This window comes from Piscicoccus intestinalis NBRC 104926, assembly GCF_001515525.1.
Lineage (GTDB): Bacteria > Actinomycetota > Actinomycetes > Actinomycetales > Dermatophilaceae > Kineosphaera > Kineosphaera intestinalis.
Genome location: NZ_BCNQ01000088.1, coordinates 1 through 19,674, shown reverse-complemented (window position 1 = coordinate 19,674; position 19,674 = coordinate 1). Strand labels below are relative to the sequence as shown.

General features: G+C 70.6%; 16 protein-coding genes. 6 read left to right on the top strand and 10 right to left on the bottom strand.

Annotation, left to right across the window (positions count from 1 at the left end; genetic code table 11):
- The 6 genes from PINTE_RS13950 to PINTE_RS13925 form a co-directional block, all read right to left on the bottom strand.
- Positions 1 to 282: hypothetical protein (locus PINTE_RS13950; protein WP_217996595.1), on the bottom strand; the 282-nt coding region annotated here is incomplete at its 3' end.
- Positions 283 to 298: 16 nt separating this feature from the next.
- The gene (locus PINTE_RS13945; protein ID WP_245642950.1) at positions 299 to 916 is read right to left on the bottom strand and encodes a DUF1638 domain-containing protein; all 618 of its coding nucleotides are present in this window, start codon (positions 914 to 916) and stop codon (positions 299 to 301) included.
- A gap of 94 nt (positions 917 to 1,010) precedes the next feature.
- Positions 1,011 to 3,011, bottom strand: coding sequence for an ASKHA domain-containing protein (locus PINTE_RS13940; protein WP_084343603.1), 2,001 nt, complete (start codon positions 3,009 to 3,011; stop codon positions 1,011 to 1,013).
- Entirely contained in the window at positions 3,008 to 3,889 is an 882-nt protein-coding gene (locus tag PINTE_RS13935; RefSeq protein WP_068431818.1) for a dihydropteroate synthase, read from the bottom strand. The genes PINTE_RS13940 and PINTE_RS13935 overlap by 4 nt, the downstream gene beginning before the upstream one ends.
- A gap of 53 nt (positions 3,890 to 3,942) precedes the next feature.
- Positions 3,943 to 4,608 (bottom strand): cobalamin B12-binding domain-containing protein, encoded by a 666-nt coding sequence (locus PINTE_RS13930; protein ID WP_068431815.1) that lies wholly within the window; start codon positions 4,606 to 4,608, stop codon positions 3,943 to 3,945.
- Positions 4,605 to 5,396: an IclR family transcriptional regulator gene (locus tag PINTE_RS13925; protein ID WP_068431812.1), complete on the bottom strand. Its 792-nt coding sequence runs from the start codon at positions 5,394 to 5,396 to the stop codon at positions 4,605 to 4,607. The genes PINTE_RS13930 and PINTE_RS13925 overlap by 4 nt, the downstream gene beginning before the upstream one ends.
- Before the next feature lie 188 nt (positions 5,397 to 5,584).
- Here PINTE_RS13925 and PINTE_RS13920 point away from each other — a divergent pair, with 188 nt between their 5' ends.
- Positions 5,585 to 7,024, top strand: coding sequence for a trimethylamine methyltransferase family protein (locus PINTE_RS13920; RefSeq protein ID WP_068431809.1), 1,440 nt, complete (start codon positions 5,585 to 5,587; stop codon positions 7,022 to 7,024).
- Positions 7,025 to 7,074: 50 nt separating this feature from the next.
- Here PINTE_RS13920 and PINTE_RS13915 read toward each other — a convergent pair whose 3' ends face one another.
- The 3 genes from PINTE_RS13915 to purU all read right to left on the bottom strand — a co-directional run bounded on the left by PINTE_RS13915 (position 7,075) and on the right by purU (position 9,806).
- Positions 7,075 to 7,605: an RDD family protein gene (locus PINTE_RS13915; protein WP_068431806.1), complete on the bottom strand. Its 531-nt coding sequence runs from the start codon at positions 7,603 to 7,605 to the stop codon at positions 7,075 to 7,077.
- A 137-nt stretch (positions 7,606 to 7,742) separates the two neighbouring features.
- The gene (locus tag PINTE_RS13910; RefSeq protein WP_068431803.1) at positions 7,743 to 8,639 is read right to left on the bottom strand and encodes an extensin family protein; all 897 of its coding nucleotides are present in this window, start codon (positions 8,637 to 8,639) and stop codon (positions 7,743 to 7,745) included.
- A gap of 210 nt (positions 8,640 to 8,849) precedes the next feature.
- A complete protein-coding gene (gene purU, locus PINTE_RS13905) occupies positions 8,850 to 9,806 on the bottom strand; it encodes a formyltetrahydrofolate deformylase (RefSeq protein WP_084343602.1) in 957 nt (318 codons plus the stop codon).
- 134 nt (positions 9,807 to 9,940) lie between these two features.
- Between purU and PINTE_RS13900 the strand changes: the two genes are divergently transcribed.
- The 5 genes from PINTE_RS13900 (at position 9,941) to PINTE_RS13880 (ending at position 17,291) form a co-directional block, all read left to right on the top strand.
- Positions 9,941 to 10,780 carry an IclR family transcriptional regulator gene (locus PINTE_RS13900; RefSeq protein WP_068431800.1) on the top strand — a complete coding sequence of 280 codons (840 nt, stop codon included), beginning with the start codon at positions 9,941 to 9,943 and terminating at the stop codon, positions 10,778 to 10,780.
- Between the two features lie 253 nt (positions 10,781 to 11,033).
- Positions 11,034 to 12,758 (top strand): BCCT family transporter, encoded by a 1,725-nt coding sequence (locus PINTE_RS13895; protein ID WP_068431797.1) that lies wholly within the window; start codon positions 11,034 to 11,036, stop codon positions 12,756 to 12,758.
- A 237-nt stretch (positions 12,759 to 12,995) separates the two neighbouring features.
- Positions 12,996 to 15,518, top strand: a complete 2,523-nt coding sequence (locus PINTE_RS13890) for a GcvT family protein (protein ID WP_068431795.1) — start codon at positions 12,996 to 12,998, stop codon at positions 15,516 to 15,518.
- 34 nt (positions 15,519 to 15,552) lie between these two features.
- Entirely contained in the window at positions 15,553 to 16,317 is a 765-nt protein-coding gene (locus PINTE_RS13885; protein WP_068431792.1) for an electron transfer flavoprotein subunit beta/FixA family protein, read from the top strand.
- Positions 16,314 to 17,291 (top strand): electron transfer flavoprotein subunit alpha/FixB family protein, encoded by a 978-nt coding sequence (locus PINTE_RS13880; protein WP_068431789.1) that lies wholly within the window; start codon positions 16,314 to 16,316, stop codon positions 17,289 to 17,291. The genes PINTE_RS13885 and PINTE_RS13880 overlap by 4 nt, the downstream gene beginning before the upstream one ends.
- 381 nt (positions 17,292 to 17,672) lie before the next feature.
- Here the strand turns inward: PINTE_RS13880 and PINTE_RS13875 are convergent, their stop codons facing one another.
- Positions 17,673 to 19,367: an HNH endonuclease signature motif containing protein gene (locus PINTE_RS13875; protein ID WP_068431786.1), complete on the bottom strand. Its 1,695-nt coding sequence runs from the start codon at positions 19,365 to 19,367 to the stop codon at positions 17,673 to 17,675.
- Positions 19,368 to 19,674: the final 307 nt, after the last annotated feature.

Sequence of the window (19,674 nt, the reverse complement as noted above, 5' to 3'; positions counted from 1 at the left end):
CCGCAGCACCGGCGCCGCCCGCCCGGGCCGGAAGCGCAGTCCGGAGCCCTCGATGGGGCGAGCGTGGGCGGCCGGCCAGCTCACGGTCTCCGGGCCGCAGACGAGCAGACCGCGCCCGTCCAGCCACATGAGTTCCAGGCAGCCGTCGGGCACCATGAGCATCGGCCCGGACAGCGTCGCGTCCCAGCGACACACCAGCGTGTCGGCGAGGTCGGCGGGCGCGCCCCGGGGGCGGTAGGGCCGGTCGGGCCGGTGTGGCCCGTCGGGCCCGGAGGCGGTCACACCCCCATCGTGACGCTCAGGCCACCAGGTCGGCCAGGGCCGTCGCCAGCCGCCCGGTGCCCGTCGGCACGACCTGCAGCGGCAGGCCGAGCCGGTCGGCGGCCCGCTGCGCGCCCGCCCGCAGTTCGGGGGTGGGCTCTTGGGCCAGCCAGACGCAGCGCGTGTAGTGCCCGAAGTAGTCCTCGTGCAGCTGGGGGTAGCGGTCCAGGCCCAGCTCGCGCCAGACCGTGCGGTCGAAGGAGGCGACGAGGAAGTCGGTGAGCACGTACGTGCCCGGCTCCGCCTCGAAGGTCGCGGCCATCGTGTCGGCCCCGGCGAACAGGTCGTAGCAGTGCAGCCCGGGCAGGCGGCGCAGGCCCCGGCGCTCGCAGACCTCGTCGAGCGCGCCGTACGTGCCGCAGTCGGCGTACCCGACGGCGATCCGGTCGTAGCGGGCAGCCAGTTCGTCGACGAGCCGTTCGACCTCGGCGGCGATGCGCCGCGGCGCGTTGTGCAGCAGCGGCGGCAGCGGGTGCACGTCGAGCGCCCACCCCCGCGCTCGGGCGATGTCGGCCGCCGGCTGCGCCAACGCGCCACACGCCACGAGCGCCACGCGTCCCACGCGTCCCTCGCGGCCCGGCGCCTCGCGTGCCACCGTCCCACCCCTGGCCGAAGGCTGCCCTATGGGTCGGGGGCTAGGGTTGCGGCCCGAGCCCTCGACCGAAAGGGCAGCCTTCGGCCGGTTGTCGTCAGGTGGGGAAGGCGAGTTGCTCGACGAAGCGGTCGTTGAAATCCGCGCGGTCGGAGAGTTCGACATAACTCACCTCCTGCAGCAGCGCCTCGGCGCCGGCCCGCTCGCGCGCGGACAGCAGCACCATCTTGGCGCCCTCCCCGGCGACGTTTCCGGCCGACACGATCCGCATGACCGGCAGCTTCGGCACGAGCCCGATCCGCACCGCGGCGGCCGGCGACAGGTAGCTGCCGAACGAGCCCGCGAGCAGCACCTGCTGCACGTCGCGGTGCTCCAGCTCGAGCTCGCCGAGCAGCAGCGACCAGCCCGTGGAGATCGCGGCCTTGGCGAACTGCAGCTCGCGCACGTCCCGCTGCGACAGGTACACACTTTCCTGTGCGTCCGCGTCCGGCGTCGGCCGGTGCAGCACGAACACGCGCTCCTTGTCGATGCTCGTCAGCCGGTCGGCCAGGGCGGGCAGCGTGGTCGCCGCCTCCTCGTCGGTGATGAACCGTCCGGAGGCGTCGAGCAGCCCGACCCGAGACAGCTCGGCCACCGCGTCGACCAGGCCCGAGCCGCACAGGCCGCGCGGCTCGACGTCGCCGATCACCCCGAGGCTCACCGGCTGACCGGTTTCCTCGGAGCCGGAGCCGGAGCCGGAACCCGAGCCCGAACCCGAACCCGCCTCGGGGTCGAGCTTGACGACCTCGATCGCCCCGTCCGCGGCGCGCATCCCGCACCGGATCGCGCCGCCCTCGAAAGCGGGCCCGGCGGGCGCGGCGGTGGCCAGGATGCGCTCGCCGTCGGAGAGCACGATCTCGCAGTTCGTGCCGACGTCGATGAACAGGCGAACCCGCTTGTCTCGGTCCATGCCGGAGGCGAGCATGCCGGCGACGATGTCGCCGCCGACGTACGCGCCGAGCGCCGGCAGCACGACGGCCCGGGCCCCCGGGTGCAGCTCGAGCCCGAGCTCGGAGACGGGCATCGGCGGCAGCGAGGCCGACGACATGACGAACGGCGCCACGCCCAGCGGCTCGGGGTCGATGCCGAGCGCGAGCGCGGTCATCGTCGCGTTGCCGGCGAGCGCGACCTCGTACACCTCGGTCGGCGCGACCTGCGCCTCGGCGAGCACCTCGTCGGCGAGCTCGCGCAGCGTGCGGTGCGCCAGCTCGCGCAGCCGCCCCGCGGCCGTGTCGTCCATCATCGTCGCGCTGATGCGCGTGATGACGTCCGCGCCGAACGGCTGCTGCCCGTTGAGCATCGAGGCGACCGCGGCCGGGGTTCCGGTGGTGACGTCGAGCAGGGTGACCACGACCGTCGTCGTGCCGAGGTCGTAGGCGATCGCGAACGAGCGTTCCGTCGTGTCACCGGCCTCGACGTCGACCAGTGTCTCGTCGATGACGACGGCGGTCACGTCGTAGTTCGCCTCCCGCAAGACCGTCGCGGCGCGCCGGATCGCGTGCAGGTCGGCGGTCAGCTCGAGGTCGTCGATGGCGTCGAGGATCCGCACGACGTCGGTGCGCTGGTCGGCCAGGCTCGGCTCCTCCAGCTGCAGGTGGCGCTTCTGCACCGACGGCCGCAGGATCACCTGCCGGCCGACCCCGACCGTCGACGCCTTCGGCCGGGTGACCAGCGGCGGCACGTCGATCGCCAGGTCGGAGGTGGTGCGCACGAGACACGCGAGCCGCCACCCCGCCTCCAGCTTGGAGGCGGAGAACGTGCGCACGTCGTGCCGCGTGATCGGGGCTGTGCCCTCGGTCAGTTGTACCTTGCATTTGCGACATGTGCCGTGGCCGCCGCAGGTGGAGTCGATCGCGATGCCGTTCCAGCTCGCGGCGTCGAAGACCGACACCCCGGGCGGCACCCGCACGTCGCGCCCCGAGGGGGCGAAGCGCAGGGTGACCCGGCCGGTGCCGTCGCCGCCGGTGCCCGCCGAGGACGGCGACGCCGGCTCCAGGAGCCCCTCGCGGCGCAGCGCGTCGAGATCGACGGGATCGGTCTGCTGCTGGGAGTCCGTCATGCCGACGTCGCGGCCTGAGCCTGCCTCGCGCGGTGCGCGGAGATCCAGCTCATGCCCCACTCGTCGTTGCCGAGCAGCAGGTCCGCGGCGCGCACGGACGTGACGATCTCCGGGGTCCGGGCGTCCATGATCGCGCTGGTCATGCCCGCGGTCATCGCCATCGGCAGCCACGCGGCGTTGATCGCGTGCCGCTGCGGCATGCCGAACGAGACGTTCGAGGCCCCGCACGTCATGTTCAGCCCCCACCGCTGGTGGATCTCGCGGATCGTCGTCAGGGCCGTACGACCGACCGAGGAGTCGGCGCCGATGGGCATGGCCAGCGGGTCGATGACGATGTCCTCGATCGCGATGCCGTACTCCTGCGTGGCGACCCGCACGATCTTCTCGGTGAGCTCGACGCGCTTGGCCGAGTCCATCGGGATCTCGTCGGCGTCGTTCGGCAGGGCGACCACGGCGGCGTCGTACTTCTTGACCAGCGGCAGGATCTGCTCCATCCGCTCGTCCTCGGCCGTGATCGAGTTGACCAGCGCGCGACCCTGGTAGACCTGCAGTCCCGCCTCCAGGGCCTCGACGACCGAGGAGTCGATGCAGATCGGCAGGTCGGTCAGCGACTGCACGAGCTGGATGGCCTTGACGAGCAGCTCGGCCTCGTCGGTCAGCGGCACGCCCATGTTGACGTCGAGCACGTCGGCGCCGCCGGCCACCTGCGCCGCGACGTCCTTCTCGATGGCCGACAGGTCACCGGCGCGCAGCTGCTCCTGGAAGATGCGCCGGCCGGTGGGGTTGATGCGCTCACCGATGACGCAGAACGGCTTGTCGGATCCGAGGACGACCTCCTTGGAGGCCGAACGGAGAACGGTGTGAAGAGGCTGGGACACGATGGGGGCTCCTGGTCTGGAGACGGGGTGGAGAGTCGGTGGGGTGGGCCGGCTCAGGCGGGGACCTTGGCGCGCCGCTGCGCGAGCAGGGCCTTGGCGCGCTTGACGGTGGCGGAGGCGTCGGCGGCATAGCCGTCGGCCCCGACCGCGTCGGCGTACTCCTGGGTGACGGGCGCGCCGCCGACCATGATGATGACGCTGTCGCGCTTGCCGGCCTTCTCGAGCGTGTTGATGTTGGCCTTGAACATCGGCATCGTCGTCGTGAGGAAGGCGGACATCCCGACGATGTCGGGCTGGTGCTCCTCGATGGCGGCGAGGAACTTCTCCGGCGCCACCTGCACGCCGAGGTCGATGACCTCGAAGCCCGCGCCCTCGAGCATGATGTTGACGAGGTTCTTGCCGATGTCGTGCACGTCGCCCTTCACGGTGCCCATGACGAACTTGCCGATGGTCTCCACGCCGGTGTCGGCCAGCAGGGGCCGCAGCACCTCCATGGATCCGGCCATGGCCTTGCCGGCCACGAGCATCTCCGGCACGAAGTAGTCGCCGCGCTCGAAGCGGGCGCCGACCTCCTCCAGCGCGGGGATGAGGGAGTCGAACAGGAGCGTCTGCGGCTCCATGCCCTGGTCGAGGGCCTGGTGAGTGAGCTCCAGGACCTTGGGGCCGTTGCCGACCATCGTCTGGTCGTACATCTCCTGGAGGATCTGCTCGGGGGTCATGCTGCGCCTTTCTTGCGGTGCGGGCCGAGCCGGGTCGACAGGGCGTCTGCCTGGGCGACCACGTGCGCGCCGGTGGTGGGGAGGTCTGCGAGTCGGGAAGTGGGGCCGGACAGGCCGAGGGCGGCGACGACGCGACCGTGGCTGCGTACGGGCGCGGCGATGCCGACGAGGCCCACCTCGAGCTCGTCGATCGTCGCGGCGTAGCCGTCCGCTCGGATCTGCTCGAGGTGCTTGTGGAGCTCGGTCGCCGAGGTGACCGTGGCCGGGGTGAGCCTGGCCAGGCGACCGCTGGGCACGGGGACGGCCCCGTGGGCGAGGAGCACTTTGCCCATCGCCGAGGTGTGCACCGGCACGTCCACCCCTACCCAGTCGATGCTGCCGAGGAAGAACGTCGAGTCGATCTGCGCGATCTGCACGACGGACTCCCCCGCCGGAACGGCGAGGTTGACCGTCTCACCGGTCGACCCGCCGAGCTTCTCCATGAACGGCGTCGCCAGGTGCACGAGCCGCTCGTTGCGGGTGGCCCCGCTGGCGTACTGCTCGAACAGGGAGCCGGGCAGCCAGCCCCCCGAATCGTCCCGCCGCAGCAGGTTGTTGCGTTCCAGCGCCCCCAGCAGTCGCGAGGTCGTCGACCGCGCATAACCTGCTTCTTCACACAGTTGTGTGAAGGTCACGGGATCACCACCGCCGGCCACCACGCGATACACCAGGTCGGCGGCCCGATCGATGGCCTGGGCGCCACCGGAGGCGGCGGACCTGCTCGCCTCGGGTGCCACACTTCGGCTCATCGACTTGCCTCCCCGGTCTGGACTACGCGTCGAACGACTGTCAGGCTTACCCCATGATGTGGGAACGTTGTTCCACATCATGAGGCTAGATTCTGGGTCCCCCGGCCGTCAATGCCGGGCCGCCACTCCGGATCGCACCGCTTGCGACGTCGTCCGACGACCGCCCCGTCAAAGGAGTCACCCCGCTCATGTTCGTCAACCGCATGCCCCGCTACGAGATCCTCTCCGAGCAGGCGATGGCGCAGCTCGACGCCGGCTGGCGCCGCCTCATCAGTGAGGTCGGCGTGGAGTTCATGAGCGACCGGGCGCTCGAACTCTTCCGCCAGGCCGGCCAGAAGGTGGAGGACAGCACGGTCTTCCTCGACCCCGAATTCGTGCTCGAACAGGTCGCCAAGGCGCCTAAGGAGTTCGACGTTCAGGCCCGAAACCCACAGAACAACGTGCACATCGGCGGCCAGTCGATGGCCTTCGGCGCGGTCTACGGCCCGCCGTTCGTGCGCGCCGGCGACCAGCGCCGCGACGGCACGTTCGAGGACTACCGCAACTTCCTGCGCCTCGCGCAGAGCTACTCGGTGCTCGACTCCGCGGGCGGGGTGGTGTGCGAGCCGAACGACACCCCGCTGGACAGCCGCCACCTCGACATGAACCTCGCGCTCATGACGCTGACCGACAAGATCTACATGGGCAACGTCGTCTCCGGCCCGAACGCCGCCGACACGATCGCGATGGGCGAGATCCTCTTCGGCGGCCGCGAGGCGATCGAGCAGACGCCGGTGTCGATCAGCCTCATCAACTGCAACTCGCCCCTGCGCTGGGACGACCGCATGCTCGACGCGCTGTTCGAGTACAGCGCCGCCGCGCAGCCGGTCGTGCTCACACCGTTCCTGCTCATGGGCGCGATGTCGCCGGTGACGATCCCCGCGGCGCTCGTGCAGCAGATCACCGAGGCGCTCTCGGGCATCGCGCTCGCGCAGCTCATCCGGCCCGGCTGCCCGGTGATCTTCGGCTCGTTCCTGAGCAACATCGACATGAAGACCGGCTCCCCGACGTTCGGCACGCCGGAGTCGGGCCAGGGCCTGCTGTGCACCGGCCAGATCGCCCGGCACTTCGGGCTGCCGTTCCGCTCCGGCGGCGGCATGACCAGCTCCCAGGTGGCCGACGCGCAGGCGGGCTACGAGGCGCTGATGACGCTCATGCCGACGTTCCTGGCCGGCGTCAACTGGGTGATGCACTCCGCCGGCTGGCTCGACGGCGGCCTGGTCGCCTCCTTCGAGAAGTTCGTGGTCGACGCGCAGATCCTCGAGATGCTGCAGCACGAGTTCACCCCGCTGGAGATCGACGAGGCCTCGCTGGCCTTCGACGCGCACGTCGAGGTCGGCCACGGCGGGCACTTCCTCGGGGCGATGCACACGATGGAGCGCTTCCGCGACTGCTTCTACCGGCCGTTCCTGTCCAGCAGCGACAACTACGACCGGTGGCTGCGCGGCGGCGCCCTCGACGCCAACGCCCGCGCGGCGCAGCTGTACCAGGCCCAGTTGGAGGCCTACGAGCAGCCGCCGCTCGACGACGTGATCCGCGCCGAGCTCGAGGAGTTCGTCGCCCGCCGCCGCACCGAACTCGGAGACTGATCCGGCCGCGGGCGCCCGCGCGTCACGGTCGATCTACCAGGAGACTCGATCTACCAGGAGACGACGCGGGTGCCCGCGACCCGGTCGTGCAGTCCCCGGTGCAGGGGGTCGCGCACGGCCATGAGCACGGTGAGCACGACGAGGGCCAGGCTCGCGACGTAGGCCAGCGTGCCGAGGCCGAGGTCGACGGCGAGCATGAACCGGGCGACGGCGACGTGGGCCAGCTGCCAGGGCAACAGCTTGACCGCGTTGCGCAGCGCCACCGCTCCCCCGGAGGCCGGGGCGTCGTCGGCGCGCAACACCCGCAACCCGGCGGCCCGCTTGCCGAACGTGGCCTGGCGGCGGCCCGCCTCCGTGATCGTCAGGTAGCCCCACACCGGCAACACGGTCATGACGAACGCGACGAGATCGAAGGCCGCCGGTCGCAGCGTCGAGTCGGCGGGCGGCAGCATCGGGCGCACCGCGAGGCCGACGACCGTGAGCACGCCGATCCAACAGGCGATGACCAGGTAGTCGAGCAGGAGCGACCACAGCCGGGGTCGCAGCCGCGACGCGGGCAGGCCTCCGGCGGGATCGGTCATGCCGGCAGTCAAACACTTCGGGCCTCCCGACGAACCGCGGACCCGGTGGACCCGATGGACTCGGGCTCGGGTGGACCGGATGGATTCGACGTTCCCGGGGCGGCGTCTCGCGCCGGTCGTCACGGTCGTCACGGTCGTCACGGATGCCGCGCCGTGGCGGACAGGAAGGTGTGCCAGGCGTCCTGACTGCGGGTGATGCGCCCGAGCCGGCCGCCGGCGCCGATGCCGGCCAACACCTCGTCGGTCGCGTCGGCGGTCGCCGAATCCCAACGCCCCGAGAGCTCCACCGGCCGGTCCCACACGTACGTGCAGATGGCCTGCACGGCCTGTACCTGCACGCGGGAGCGGGTGAACCGGCTCCGTTCGCTGCCGGACAGGCCGTTGTCGAGGTGGATGTGGTCGTGGTGGGCGCTGTCGTACAGGTATGTCAGCACGTACGCGAAGTCGCGGTGCAGGGTGGCGGCGATCCGCCAGTAGGCCCCGGCCTGAGCGGCGTGGTCGGGGCCGTTGCCCCACCTGTCGAAGCGACAGCTGACGAGGTCGCGGCCGGCGGTGGTGCGCACGGCGGCCAGGTCGAAGGCACGTCCGGCGTGGTGCCAGGACGACGCTTGCTCAGCGGGCGCCTGCCGGTGGGTTCCGAGGCAGGAAAGCTGCCCGGGCACGCCCCAGCGCCGGGCCTGCCAGTGCGAGCGCAGGCTCGCGTCGAGTTGGCTCGCGAAAGCCGCGTCCATCGGAAACCGGGCCGGCACGTTGTCGACCTCGTAGCGCAGTTGCGAGCCGGCGAGCTGTCGGTACGGGGTGAGTTGCGACGCGCGCACCACCTGCGGCGCAGGCCGTGGGCCGGCAGGGGCAGCCGCGTCGGGCGCGTCGGGCAGCGAGTCGCGGACGTCCTGAAACGCCTCCCGCGCACCCTCGAGCACCGCGTCGCGCCCCGACTCCAGACGCTCTGGCCCGAGCCACCAGGCGCCGCCCGCGAGCGCGCCGAGCCCGGCGGTGCCCAGCAACGCCCGGCGCCCGATCTGCCGATTGCCCACCGATACCCCGCGGCGACTCGATTGCGACCGCGACGGGCGATCGCCGTGCGGGCTTCGGTTGCGAGGCAGCAAGTGAGACTAATCGGACTTCCTGACAGTTTTCGGACCGCTGGCTGATCCGTGGCCGTCGCTGTCATGGCGGATGTGCTCCACACGGTACGTCCCACGGAGATCACCCTGCCGAGACAGCGGTGAGGGGAGGCGAGGGCGTCAGTCGAAGACGACGGTGCGGTCGGTGTTGAGGATCACGCGCGACTCGCAGTGCCATTTCACGGCGCGCGAGAGCACGTCGGCCTCGACGTCCTGCCCGGCGCGCACCAGGTCGGACGGGCCCATGCGGTGGTCGACGCGGGTGACGTCCTGCTCGATGATCGGGCCCTCGTCGAGGTCGGCGGTCACGTAGTGCGCGGTGGCGCCGACGAGCTTGACTCCGCGCTCGAAGGCCTGGTGGTAGGGCCGCCCGCCCTTAAAACTGGGCAGGAACGAGTGGTGGATGTTGATGATCCGACCCGACATCTCCCGGCACAGCTCGTCGGAGAGCACCTGCATGTACCGCGCGAGCACGACAAGGTCGATGTCGTTGTCGCGGACCAGCTGCATGAGGGCGGCCTCGGCCTCCGGCTTGGTGTCGGCGGTGATGGGGATGTGGTGGAACGGGAGGCCGTAGGAGCGCGCGAGCGGCTCGAGGTCGGTGTGGTTCGACACGATCGCGGGGATGACGATGTTGAGCCCGCCGCTGTACCACCGGAACAGCAGGTCGTTGAGGCAGTGCCCGGCCTTGCTGACCATGATCAGCGTGCGGTACGGGTTGGTGGCCCGCCACAACTCCCACGTCATGCCGAACTCCTGCGCGATCGGCGTGACCCGTTCGCGCCAGGCCTCGACCGAACCCTCACCGGTGTCGGAGAAGTGGATGCGCATGAAGAAGTGGTCGGTGAGCCGGTCGTCGAACTGTTGGCTCTCCTCGATGTTGGCGCCGCCCTCGAAGAGCATGCGCGTCACGGTCGCCACGATGCCGGGACGGTCCGGGCACGACAGCGTGAGCACGTACTGCCGGCTCGCGTCGGTCGACTCGTCGACGCCGCTCTGGTGGGTCAGGCCCTGTGCCTGGCGTGCGGCGGACTTCACGGCGGCCAGCGCGGCGGCGCCGGGGACGGGGCTGGTCACGGCCCTACCTCCAAGTTGGGTGCCCGAACGCCGAAACCGGCGTCGTGGTGCGAATAGCGGAACATGCCGCGGAGTACGCAACAAAATCGTAGCTGTCGGGGGTCAATACGGGAAGACTCCCGTATGGTTGCGCCATGCGGAACAAGGCACGCGGCGTGAAGGGCGCGGAGAAGCCGGGAAACTCGGGAACCTCTGAGGCCGGGGAGTCGACGGTGCAGTCCGTCGACCGGGCCGTCACGATCCTGGAGCTGCTGGCGCAACACGGTGCGCTGGGGGTGACCCGCCTGGCCGGCGAGCTGGGCGTGCACAAGAGCACCGCGAGTCGGCTCGTCGCCGCCCTCGAGCGCCGCAGCCTCGTCGAGCAGGTGGCCGACCGGGGGCACTACCGCCTCGGTGCCGGCATCCTGCGCCTGGCCGGCGCGACCGACGCCCGCATCGACCTCGTCGACGCGGCCCGGCCGGTATGCCGCCGGCTCGCCGACGCCACCGGGGAGACGGTCAACGTCGCCGTGCTCTCCTCCGGCGCCGCCCTCTATGTCGACCAGGTCGCCGGTGGCGGCACCCGTTCGACGTACAACTGGGTGGGGCAGCGCATCCCGCTGCACGCCACTTCGAACGGCAAGGTTCTGCTGTGCGAACTGGAGCCCGACGAGCGTGCCGAGATCTTCGACGAACTCGTGCCGTATACCCCGAGCACCGTCACCGATGCGGCGCAGCTGCAACGCGAACTCGACGAGGTGGCCGAACAGGGCTACGCGATCGCCGTCGACGAACTCGACGTCGGCCTCACCGCGATTGCCGGGCCGATCCGCGACTCCAGCGGCGCGATCGTCGCCTCGTTGAGTGTGTCCGGCCTGACGTTCCGCTTCGACGATGAGCGGGTGGCCGAGGTGCTGGCGATGCTGCTGGAGGCCGCTACCGAGGTGAGCGCCCAGCTCGGGTGGCGGGAAGCTGCCTCCGTCGGGGAGGGCTGACCCCGTCGGATATGGGTTGAACGTCGGAAAACGTGCGGGCGCATGGGTTCTGCTGAGACAGCACGGAACTCTTGCCGATATGCGTATCGACGGGCAGAGTGTCTTCTCAGCGCGCCTTCATGATGCAACTCGAGGCGCACAGTTGCGCGACGCGCAACGCCCGATCGACGACTTCGGCACGCCGTTGTCGATTGGTCGGGCTTTTCGCGTAGGGCCCCGTTCCGGATCCGACAACCTGCTCAGGAGGCCAGCCATGGCCCAAGCTCCACCGGCCGAACAGGTCGAACCGCCAACCGGTGAACCGCAGAACGACGAACCCAAACAGCCCATCGACAAGGTGGTCTTCGGGGTGGCAGCGGCGCTCTCGCTGCTCGTGCTGGCCTACGGCTGGTTCGCCACCGACTCCTTCAGCGCGTCGACCGAGGCTGCTCTCAACTGGGTGACCGGCAACTTCAACTGGCTGTTCGTGCTGGCCAGCGGCGGATTCGTGCTGTTCTCGCTGTTCCTGGCGGCCTCGCGCTACGGCAACATCAAGCTCGGCCCCGACGACTCCACGCCGGACTTCAGCACGTTCTCGTGGGTGTCCATGATGTTTGCCACCGGCATGGGCATCGGCCTCATGTTCTACGGCGTGGCGGAGCCGCTGTCGCACCTCAACGAGCCGCCGATGGGCCTGGCCCAACCGGCCACCGAGGAGGCCGCGCACCTGGCGATGGAGTACACGTTCTTCCACTGGGCGATCCACCCGTGGTCGATCTACGCCGCGGTCGGCCTGACCATCGCCTACTTCGCCTACCGCAAGGGCTACGGCAACCTCATCAGCGGCACCCTGCGCCCGCTGTTCGGAGACCGTGCCACCGGCCCGGCCGGTCGCGCCATCGACATGATCGCGATCCTGGCCACGCTCTTCGGCTCCGCCGCCTCGCTCGGCCTGGGCGCCCTGCAGATCACCGGCGGTCTCGCGCACGTCTTCGGCATCGAGACCGGCGGAAACCTCACCCTGACGGTGGCCGTCATCGCGTTCCTCACGCTGTGTTTCGTCGTCTCCGCCGTCAGCGGCGTCGACCGCGGCATCAAGTGGCTGTCGAACGCGAACGCGGTCGCTGCCGCCCTGCTCGCGCTGTTCCTCTTCGTCGTCGGCCCGTCGATCTTCATCCTCGGCGTGTTCACCGAGTCGATCGGCGGCTATCTGTCGCACCTGCCCGCGATGAGCTTCCGGGTCGGCGCCCTCGGTGGCGACGTCTGGCTCTCGGCGTGGACGATCTTCTACTGGGCGTGGTGGATCAGCTGGTCGCCGTTCGTCGGCATGTTCATCGCCCGCATCTCGCGCGGCCGCACGATCCGCCAGTTCGTGGTCTTCGTCATCATCGTGCCCAGCCTGGTCAGCGCCGTCTGGTTCTCGATCTTCGGTGGCGTCGCGATGGACCTGCAGCTACACCGCGGCGTCGACATGGCGGCTCGTCTGGCCGAGGGTCAGGAGAGCGCGCTGTTCAACACGCTGTCCGACTACCCGGCGGCGACGATCACGATCGCGCTCGCGGTCTTCCTCGTGGCGATCTTCTTCGTCACCGGTGCCGACTCCGCCTCGATCGTCATGGGCATGCTGAGCCAGAACGGCGACCCGGAGCCGAGGCGTTGGCTCGTGGTGTTCTGGGGTGTGGCCACCGGCGCCGTCGCGGCGGTGCTGCTCTACTCCGGCCGGGACGATCCCGCGGCGGGGTTGGAGGCGTTGCAGACCGGTGTGATCCTCATCGCCGGCCCGTTCCTGCTCGTGCTCGTCGCGATGTGCGTTTCGCTCATGCGGGCCCTGCGGCAGGAGCCGTACGCGGCGACGCTGCACCCCGTCGTGCGGCACCACCTGGAGCACCACATCGAGGGCGTCGTCGAGGAGAAGGTCAACACCGGCGGCATCCCGATCATCCGCGAGCCGGAGCGGCGCAGGCCCCACGGCCCGCGGCTGCCCGGACCCAACCGCTGACAGCTGCACCTGCACCGCTTTCGACGGCCCGGCTCACGATCGCGTGAGCCGGGCCGCCGCGCGTCGCCGTTCCCGGCGCGTGCGCCGCGCACGGGTGCTCGGCGGCGGACCGACCCGCGGAAGACCGTTGACACGGCAGCCTCTGGGGGCAAAGCTGGGGTATCACGTTGCGTATGATGCGACATGTTGCGTAGTGCGCACCCGCCCCGCCCGCAGTTCCCCTGTGAAAGGACCGTCATGGCCTCCGTCCCGGAGAAGGCCCGCGTCGTCGTCATCGGCGCCGGAATCGTCGGAAACTCCCTCGCATACCACCTCGCCGAGCTGGGCTGGACCGACATCGTGCAGCTCGACAAGGGCCCGCTGCCCAACCCGGGCGGCTCCACCGGCCACGCGAGCAACTTCATCTTCCCGGTCGACCACAGCCGGGAGATGACCGACATCACGCTCGAGTCGGTGCGCCAGTACAAGGAGATGGGCGTCTTCACGCAGTCGGGCGGCTTCGAGGTCGCCCGCACCGAGGAGCGCATGGAGGAGCTGCGCCGGCGCATGTCGAGCGCGAAGGCGTGGGGCATCGAGTCCGAGCTGGTCAGCCCTGAGTTCGTGCAGGAGAAGGTGCCGTTCCTCGACAAGGACGTCATCGTCGGCGCCTTCTGGACGCCCAGCGTCGGCGTCGTCGACTCCCTGCGGGCTGGCACGATCATGCGCGAGCGGGCCCAGGAGAAGGGTGTGCTCACGGTCTGCTCCGGCGTCGAGGTCACCGGCATGGAGGTCGTCGACGGGCACATCAAGGCCGTCGAGACGACCGGCGGCCGCATCGAGGCCGAGACCGTCGTCATCGCCTGCGGCGTGTGGAGCCCGAAGCTCGCCCGCATGGCCGGCGCGCACATCCCGCTCACGCCCGCCGTGCACCAGATGATCTCCGCCGGACCGTACCCGGTGCTCGCCGAGCAGCCTGGCGAGATCAGCTTCCCGATCGTGCGCGACATGGACACGTTCTGCTACGAGCGCCAGCACGGCTCCGACATGGAGGTCGGCTCCTACGCGCACCGCCCGATCCTGCACGACCCCGAGGACATCCCCTCCAACGACCAGGCCCGCCTGTCGCCGACGGAGATGCCGTTCACCGAGGACGACTTCGAGACCCAGCTCGAGCAGGCGCTCGAGCTCATGCCCGAGCTGCTCGGCGACGAGTCCGGCGAGGTGCGCTACGCGATCAACGGTTTGCTCTCCCTGACGCCGGACGGCTTCCCGATCCTCGGCGAGACCCCCGAGGTCAAGGGCCTGTGGTCGGCGGCGGCGATCTGGATCAAGGAGGGCCCGGGCACCGCCAAGTGCGTCGCCGAGTGGATGACCAACGGCAACCCCTCGATCGACGTGGGCCACTCCGACATCGCCCGCTTCTACCCGCACCAGCGCACCCGCGCCCACGTGCGGGCCCGCACCGGCGAGTCGTTCAACAAGACCTACGGCATCGTGCACCCCGGCGAGCAGTACACCGCCTCCCGGGGGCTGCGGCTGTCCCCGATGTACGACTCGCAGAAGGAGCTCGACGCGGTCTTCTACGAGGCGGCCGGCTGGGAGCGCCCGCACTGGTACGAGTCGAACAAGGACCTGCTCAAGAAGTTCTCCGACGAGCAGCTCATGCCGCGCGAGCACGAGTGGGACTCGCGCTGGTGGAGCCCGATCATCAACGCCGAGCACCTGCAGATGCGCGAGACCGCGGCGATCATCGACCTGTCGGCGTTCGCGATCTTCGACATCGCCGGGCCGGGCGCGCTGGCCTCGGTGCAGCGCATCTGCGTCGCGCAGATGGACGTGAAGATCGGGCGCGTCGTCTACACCCCGGTGCTCGACGAGCGCGGCGGCTTCCGCTCCGACCTCACGGTCATGCGCCTGGCGCACGACCGGTTCCGCGTGGTCACCGGCGGCGCGCACGGCATGGTCGACAAGAAGTGGTTCGAGGACCGTCTCGTCGACGGCGCCTCGCTGACCGACCTGACCAGCTCGTTCACGACGATCGGCCTGTGGGGTCCGAAGGCGCTGGAGATCCTCTCCTCGGTCACCGACACCGACGTCTCGCCGGGCGCGTTCCCGTTCGGCACGTGCCGGGAGATCGAGGTCGGCAACCTGTCGGTGCTCGCCTCGCGCATCTCCTACGTCGGCGAGTTCGGCTGGGAGCTGTACGTGCCGATCGAGACCGGCGCGGCGCTGTGGAGCCGGCTGCTGGAGGCGGGCCAGCCGCACGGCCTCATCCCCGCCGGCATCGGCGTCTACGCGACCACCGGCCGCCTCGAGAAGGGCTACCGCGCCTACGGGTTCGAGTTGGACTCCGAGCGCACGCTGCGCGAGACCGGGATGACCCGCAAGAAGTACAAGGACGCCGACTTCATCGGCAAGGAGGCGGTGCTCGCGCAGGAGACGCAGGAGCCGGCGGCCGTGCTGTGCACGCTGACCGTCGACGACCACACCTCGGCCTCCGGGGTGAAGCGGTACATGCTCGGCGGGGAGCCGATCCGCACCCGCGACGGCGGTGAGCTGACCGACGGCCACGGCCACCACCCGTACGTGACGGCGGCGGGCTCGGTGCCGAGCCTGGGTAAGCACCTGCTCATGGCGTTCCTGCCGCCGGACCAGGCGAGCGTCGGCAACCAGCTCGCGGTCTCCTACATGGAGGAGCTGTACCCGGTGACGGTGCTGACGAACGACGCGACCCCGCCGTTCGACCCGGACAACGAGCGCGTCAAGCGGCCGGCGCTCTGATCTTGTCTTCGACACGTACTACAAGGAGTGAGCCATGACCAACGTGCTCGTGTGCGTCAAGCGGGTGCCTGACGCGACGGGTGAGGTGGTGCTGACCGCCGACGGCTCCCGCGTGGACGGTCGCTACGGCGGCTACACGATGAGCGCGCACGAGGAGTGCGCGATCGAGATCGCCTCGCAGGTCGCCGGGGGTGGCACCGTCACGGTGCTGACCCTCGGCGGCGAGGACAGCGTCGAGCAGCTGCGCTCGGCGCTGGCCGTCGGGGCCACCGACGCGGTGCGCATCGACGCGGACGCCGACGCGTTCGGCCCGGCCGACGTGGCCGAGGCGATCGCGGAGGTCGTGCGGTCTCGGGCCGACGCCGGCACCACGTACGACCTCGTGCTGCTCGGCAACGACGCGGCCGACACCGGCGACTTCCAGGTGGGCATCCGCCTGGCGTACCTGCTGGACCGGCCGGTCGTGGCGGGTGCGCAGACCATCGAGGCCTCGGGCTCCGGCGTGACGATCAGCGTCGACACCGCCGAGGGCACCGAGATCTACGATGTCTCGCTGCCCGCGGTTGCGACGGTGCTCGAGGGCGGGGTCTCCCCGAAGTACCCCTCGATCACCGGCAAGATCAAGGCGAAGAAGGCGCCCCTGGAGACGGTGACGACCGCGGTGACGCCGGGCGGCAACGGTCGGCAGTCGCTGCGGGTGCCGCCTCCGCCGCCGAGCCAGGTCGAGGTGCTGGGCGAGGGCCCGACCGCGGCGGCCGCGCTGGCGAAGGTGTTGAGCGAGTTGGGAGTTCGGGCATGAGTGCGGTCGTCGTACTGATCGAGACCGAAGGTGAGCAGGGCAGCGAACAGGTTGGGCTGGTCTCGCAGGAGACGCTGACGTTCGCCCGGCAGCTGGGTGACCCGGTGTACGCGCTGGTGCTCGGCTCGGCGCCCGAGGGCGTGGTCGCGGACTGCCGCACGCAGGGCGTGGCCGCGATCTTCGAGGCGGCCAACGAGGAGCTGACGGCGTACAGCGGCGCGGCGTGGTCGGCGGCGCTGGCGTCGGTGGTCGACGCGGTCGGTGATGTGGCGGCGGTCGTGGCCGGCGGCACGCCGCGCGGCAACGAGGTGCTCGCGCACCTGGCGGCGCGGCGGGGTCTGCCGATGGCGGCGAACGTCGTGTCGGTCGCGTCGCAGTCGGGTGACGCGCTGGAGGTCGAGCGGCAGGTCGTCGGGGGCGCGGTCATCGAGACGACGTCGCTGAGCGGCGGGATCCCGGTGATCACGGTCGCGGGTCACGCGTTGGAGCCGGCCCCGGCGGCGGAGCCGGGCGGCGCGGCCGTGCTGCCGTTCGCGGCCGACCTGGCGGCCTCGGACCTGCGGGCCACGGTGTCGCGGGTGCAGGCCCGCGAGGGCGGCGACACGTCGGCGCTGACCGGCGCGCGGATCGTCGTCGGAGCCGGTCGCGGCGCGGGCGGACCCGACGGGTTCGACTCCGTCGACGCCCTGGCCGCGCGTCTCGGCGGGGCCGTCGGCGTCTCGCGCGTGGTGACCAGCCTGGGTTGGCGGCCGCACCACGAGCAGGTCGGCCAGACCGGCTCCCGGATCAGCCCGGACGTGTACATCGCGTGCGGCATCTCCGGGGCGATCCAGCACTGGGCGGGCTGCTCGTCGAGCAAGACGATCATCGCCGTCAACACCGACGGCGACGCCCCGATGGTGACGAAGGCGAACTACGCGGTGGTCGGCGACATGCACGAGGTGCTCCCGGCGCTCCTGGAGGAGCTCGGCTAACCCCGGCTAACCCACCCCCGCCCCCAACTCCGGACCATCTGGCCGAAGGCTGCCCTTTCGGTCGGGGGCTCCTGCTACGGCACGAGCCCTCGACTCAAGGGGCAGCCTTCGGCGTGGAAGGGGTGGGCAGGGTCGGCTCGTTCGAGGTTCGGTCAGAACGGCGGGTGTTCGGCGCGGAGGGCTTCGAGGGTGGCGTGTTACGGCACGAGCCCCCGACCGAAAGGGGCAGCCTTCGGCGTGGAAGGGGTGCGCTGGTTCGAGGTTCGGTCAGAAGGGCGGGTGTTCGGCGCGGAGGGCTTCGAGGGTGGCGTGCTACGGCACGAGCCCCCGACCGAAAGGGCAGCCTTTGACGTGCAAGGGGGTCGCTGGTTCGAGGTTCGGTCAGAACGGCGGGTGTTGGGCGCGGAGGGCTTCGAGGGTGGCGCGGGTGTGGGCGTGGGCGGTTTCTTCGTCGGCGAGGAGGGCGCGGATGTCGTCGAGTTCGTGTTGGTGGGCGAGGGCGTCGGTGTCGAGGGCTTCGAGGTCGGCGCGGTCGATGAGCACGCGGTCCCGTGTCCGCCGTCGGCGGGTTTCGCGCGGCGCCTCGCCGGCGTCGCCTTGACCGTTCGCGTCGCCCGCGTCGCCTTGACCGCCTGCGTCGCCCGTGGCGTTCGCGTGGCCCGTGGCGTTCGCCTTGTCTTCGTCATCCGCGGTGCTCGCGTGCTCATCGGGCTCGCTGGTCTCGTTGGCTTCGTCGGTCTCGTCGGGTTGGTCGGGGTCGAGGCCGAGTTCGCGGTAGTCCATGGGGAACGTGGGGTAGACGCGTCCGTCGGGTAGGTGCCATTCGATGACGCCGTCGGGGGTGATTCGGGCGGCCCAGTGGCGGCGGGTTTTCTTGGTGTGGTGGGGTTCGCATTCGTCGGCGAGGGTGTCGGCGCGGGTGGTGCCGCCGTCGCGGACTTCGATGACGTGGTCGAGTTGGCAGCGGGCGGCGGGAATGTGGCAGCCGGGGGCGCGGCAGACCCCGTCGCGGTCGCGGACGGCGCGGGCCATGCGTGGTGGTGGCTGGTAGGAGGGGCTGACGTCGGCCATGGCGTAGCCGGTGAGGGGTTCGGCCACGAGCCGTCGCCACGTGGACCCGGCCGCGTAGGCGACGTCGCGGACGGTGTCCGCGGCGACGGGGTGGCCTTCCACGAGTCCGGGTTCGTCGTTGAGGCCGAGCAGTGAGGCGGCGGAGACGACGACGGTGACGAGCGCCGCGGGCCAGCCGCCGGCCCCGGGGTGGTCGATGCTGGTGGGGGCGTCCGGGCTGGGTTGTCCGTGCAGCAGCAGGTCGAGGGCGACGTCGGAGCGTAGTTGGGTCAGGGTGCGTCCATCGCCCTGGGCGCGGATGGCGCGGGCGATGGCGTCGACGCGGCGGTAGGCGCCCAGGCAGCGGGCGTCGGCGCCGGTCAGGCCGAAGGTGGCGATGCCGTCGTCGCCGGGGCTGACCCAGGTGGTGCGGTCGGCGATCGCGCGGGTGCGGCGCCGGGGGGTGCTGACGTGGCGGACCATTTCGCGGCGTTTCTTGGCGCAGAACACGCCCTGCCCGACCGGTGCCCCGGTGGCGGTGGCTTTCGCGGTCGCGTATGCGAGGACGGCGTCGCACACGTTCTGCGCGGCGTGCGGGTCGATCTCGGGGGTGTCGATGTCGTGGACCAGCGCGGCGCCTTGGGCGAACGTGATCGCCCCGGTGTCCACGGCCTGGCGCACGGGCGCGGCGATGGAGTCGGGGGCCACCCCGACGGCGATCCGCCCGGCCCACAGCCCGACCGGTCCGCCCAGGGTGGCGATGGCGGTGTCTTGCACGCAGGCCATCGCCTCAGCCAGCAGGTCAGCGGCCGTCTTGCGGTACCGCGACGCCAGCTGCCCGCGGGCGATCAGGTCGTTCTGGCGCGCCAGGTCCTGGGCCGCCTGCTCCCGAACCAACGCACCGGCGACCTGGGCGGCCTTGACGTGGATCGCCTCCCCCGCCTGCGCCAACTCACGCAACTCGCCCCACAGATCACGCGTCGACTTCTCGGAGAAGTCGACGGCCCCCGGAATCGCCTCAGACATCGACTCATGAATGGGCTCGGGGTTCGCCGGATCCGCTGGATTGGAGGGCGTTTCGATCGACATGACGGCCCCCTTTCATGGTCGCTGCACGGGACTCGATCAGGTGTTCCACTCTAGCCGCTGCGCCAGCTGGTATCCAGATCAATTCCGAATCTGTGGATAACTGAAATCTCGTCCACAGGAGTTATCCACGACACGCCCGACGAAATTTTTCAGGCCTCCTCAAAACTGCGCTTCACGCACGACACCGGCCGAATAAGCGGAAAAAAGTCCAAGGGTTGAGAAATCCCGGGCCGGAAATCAGACC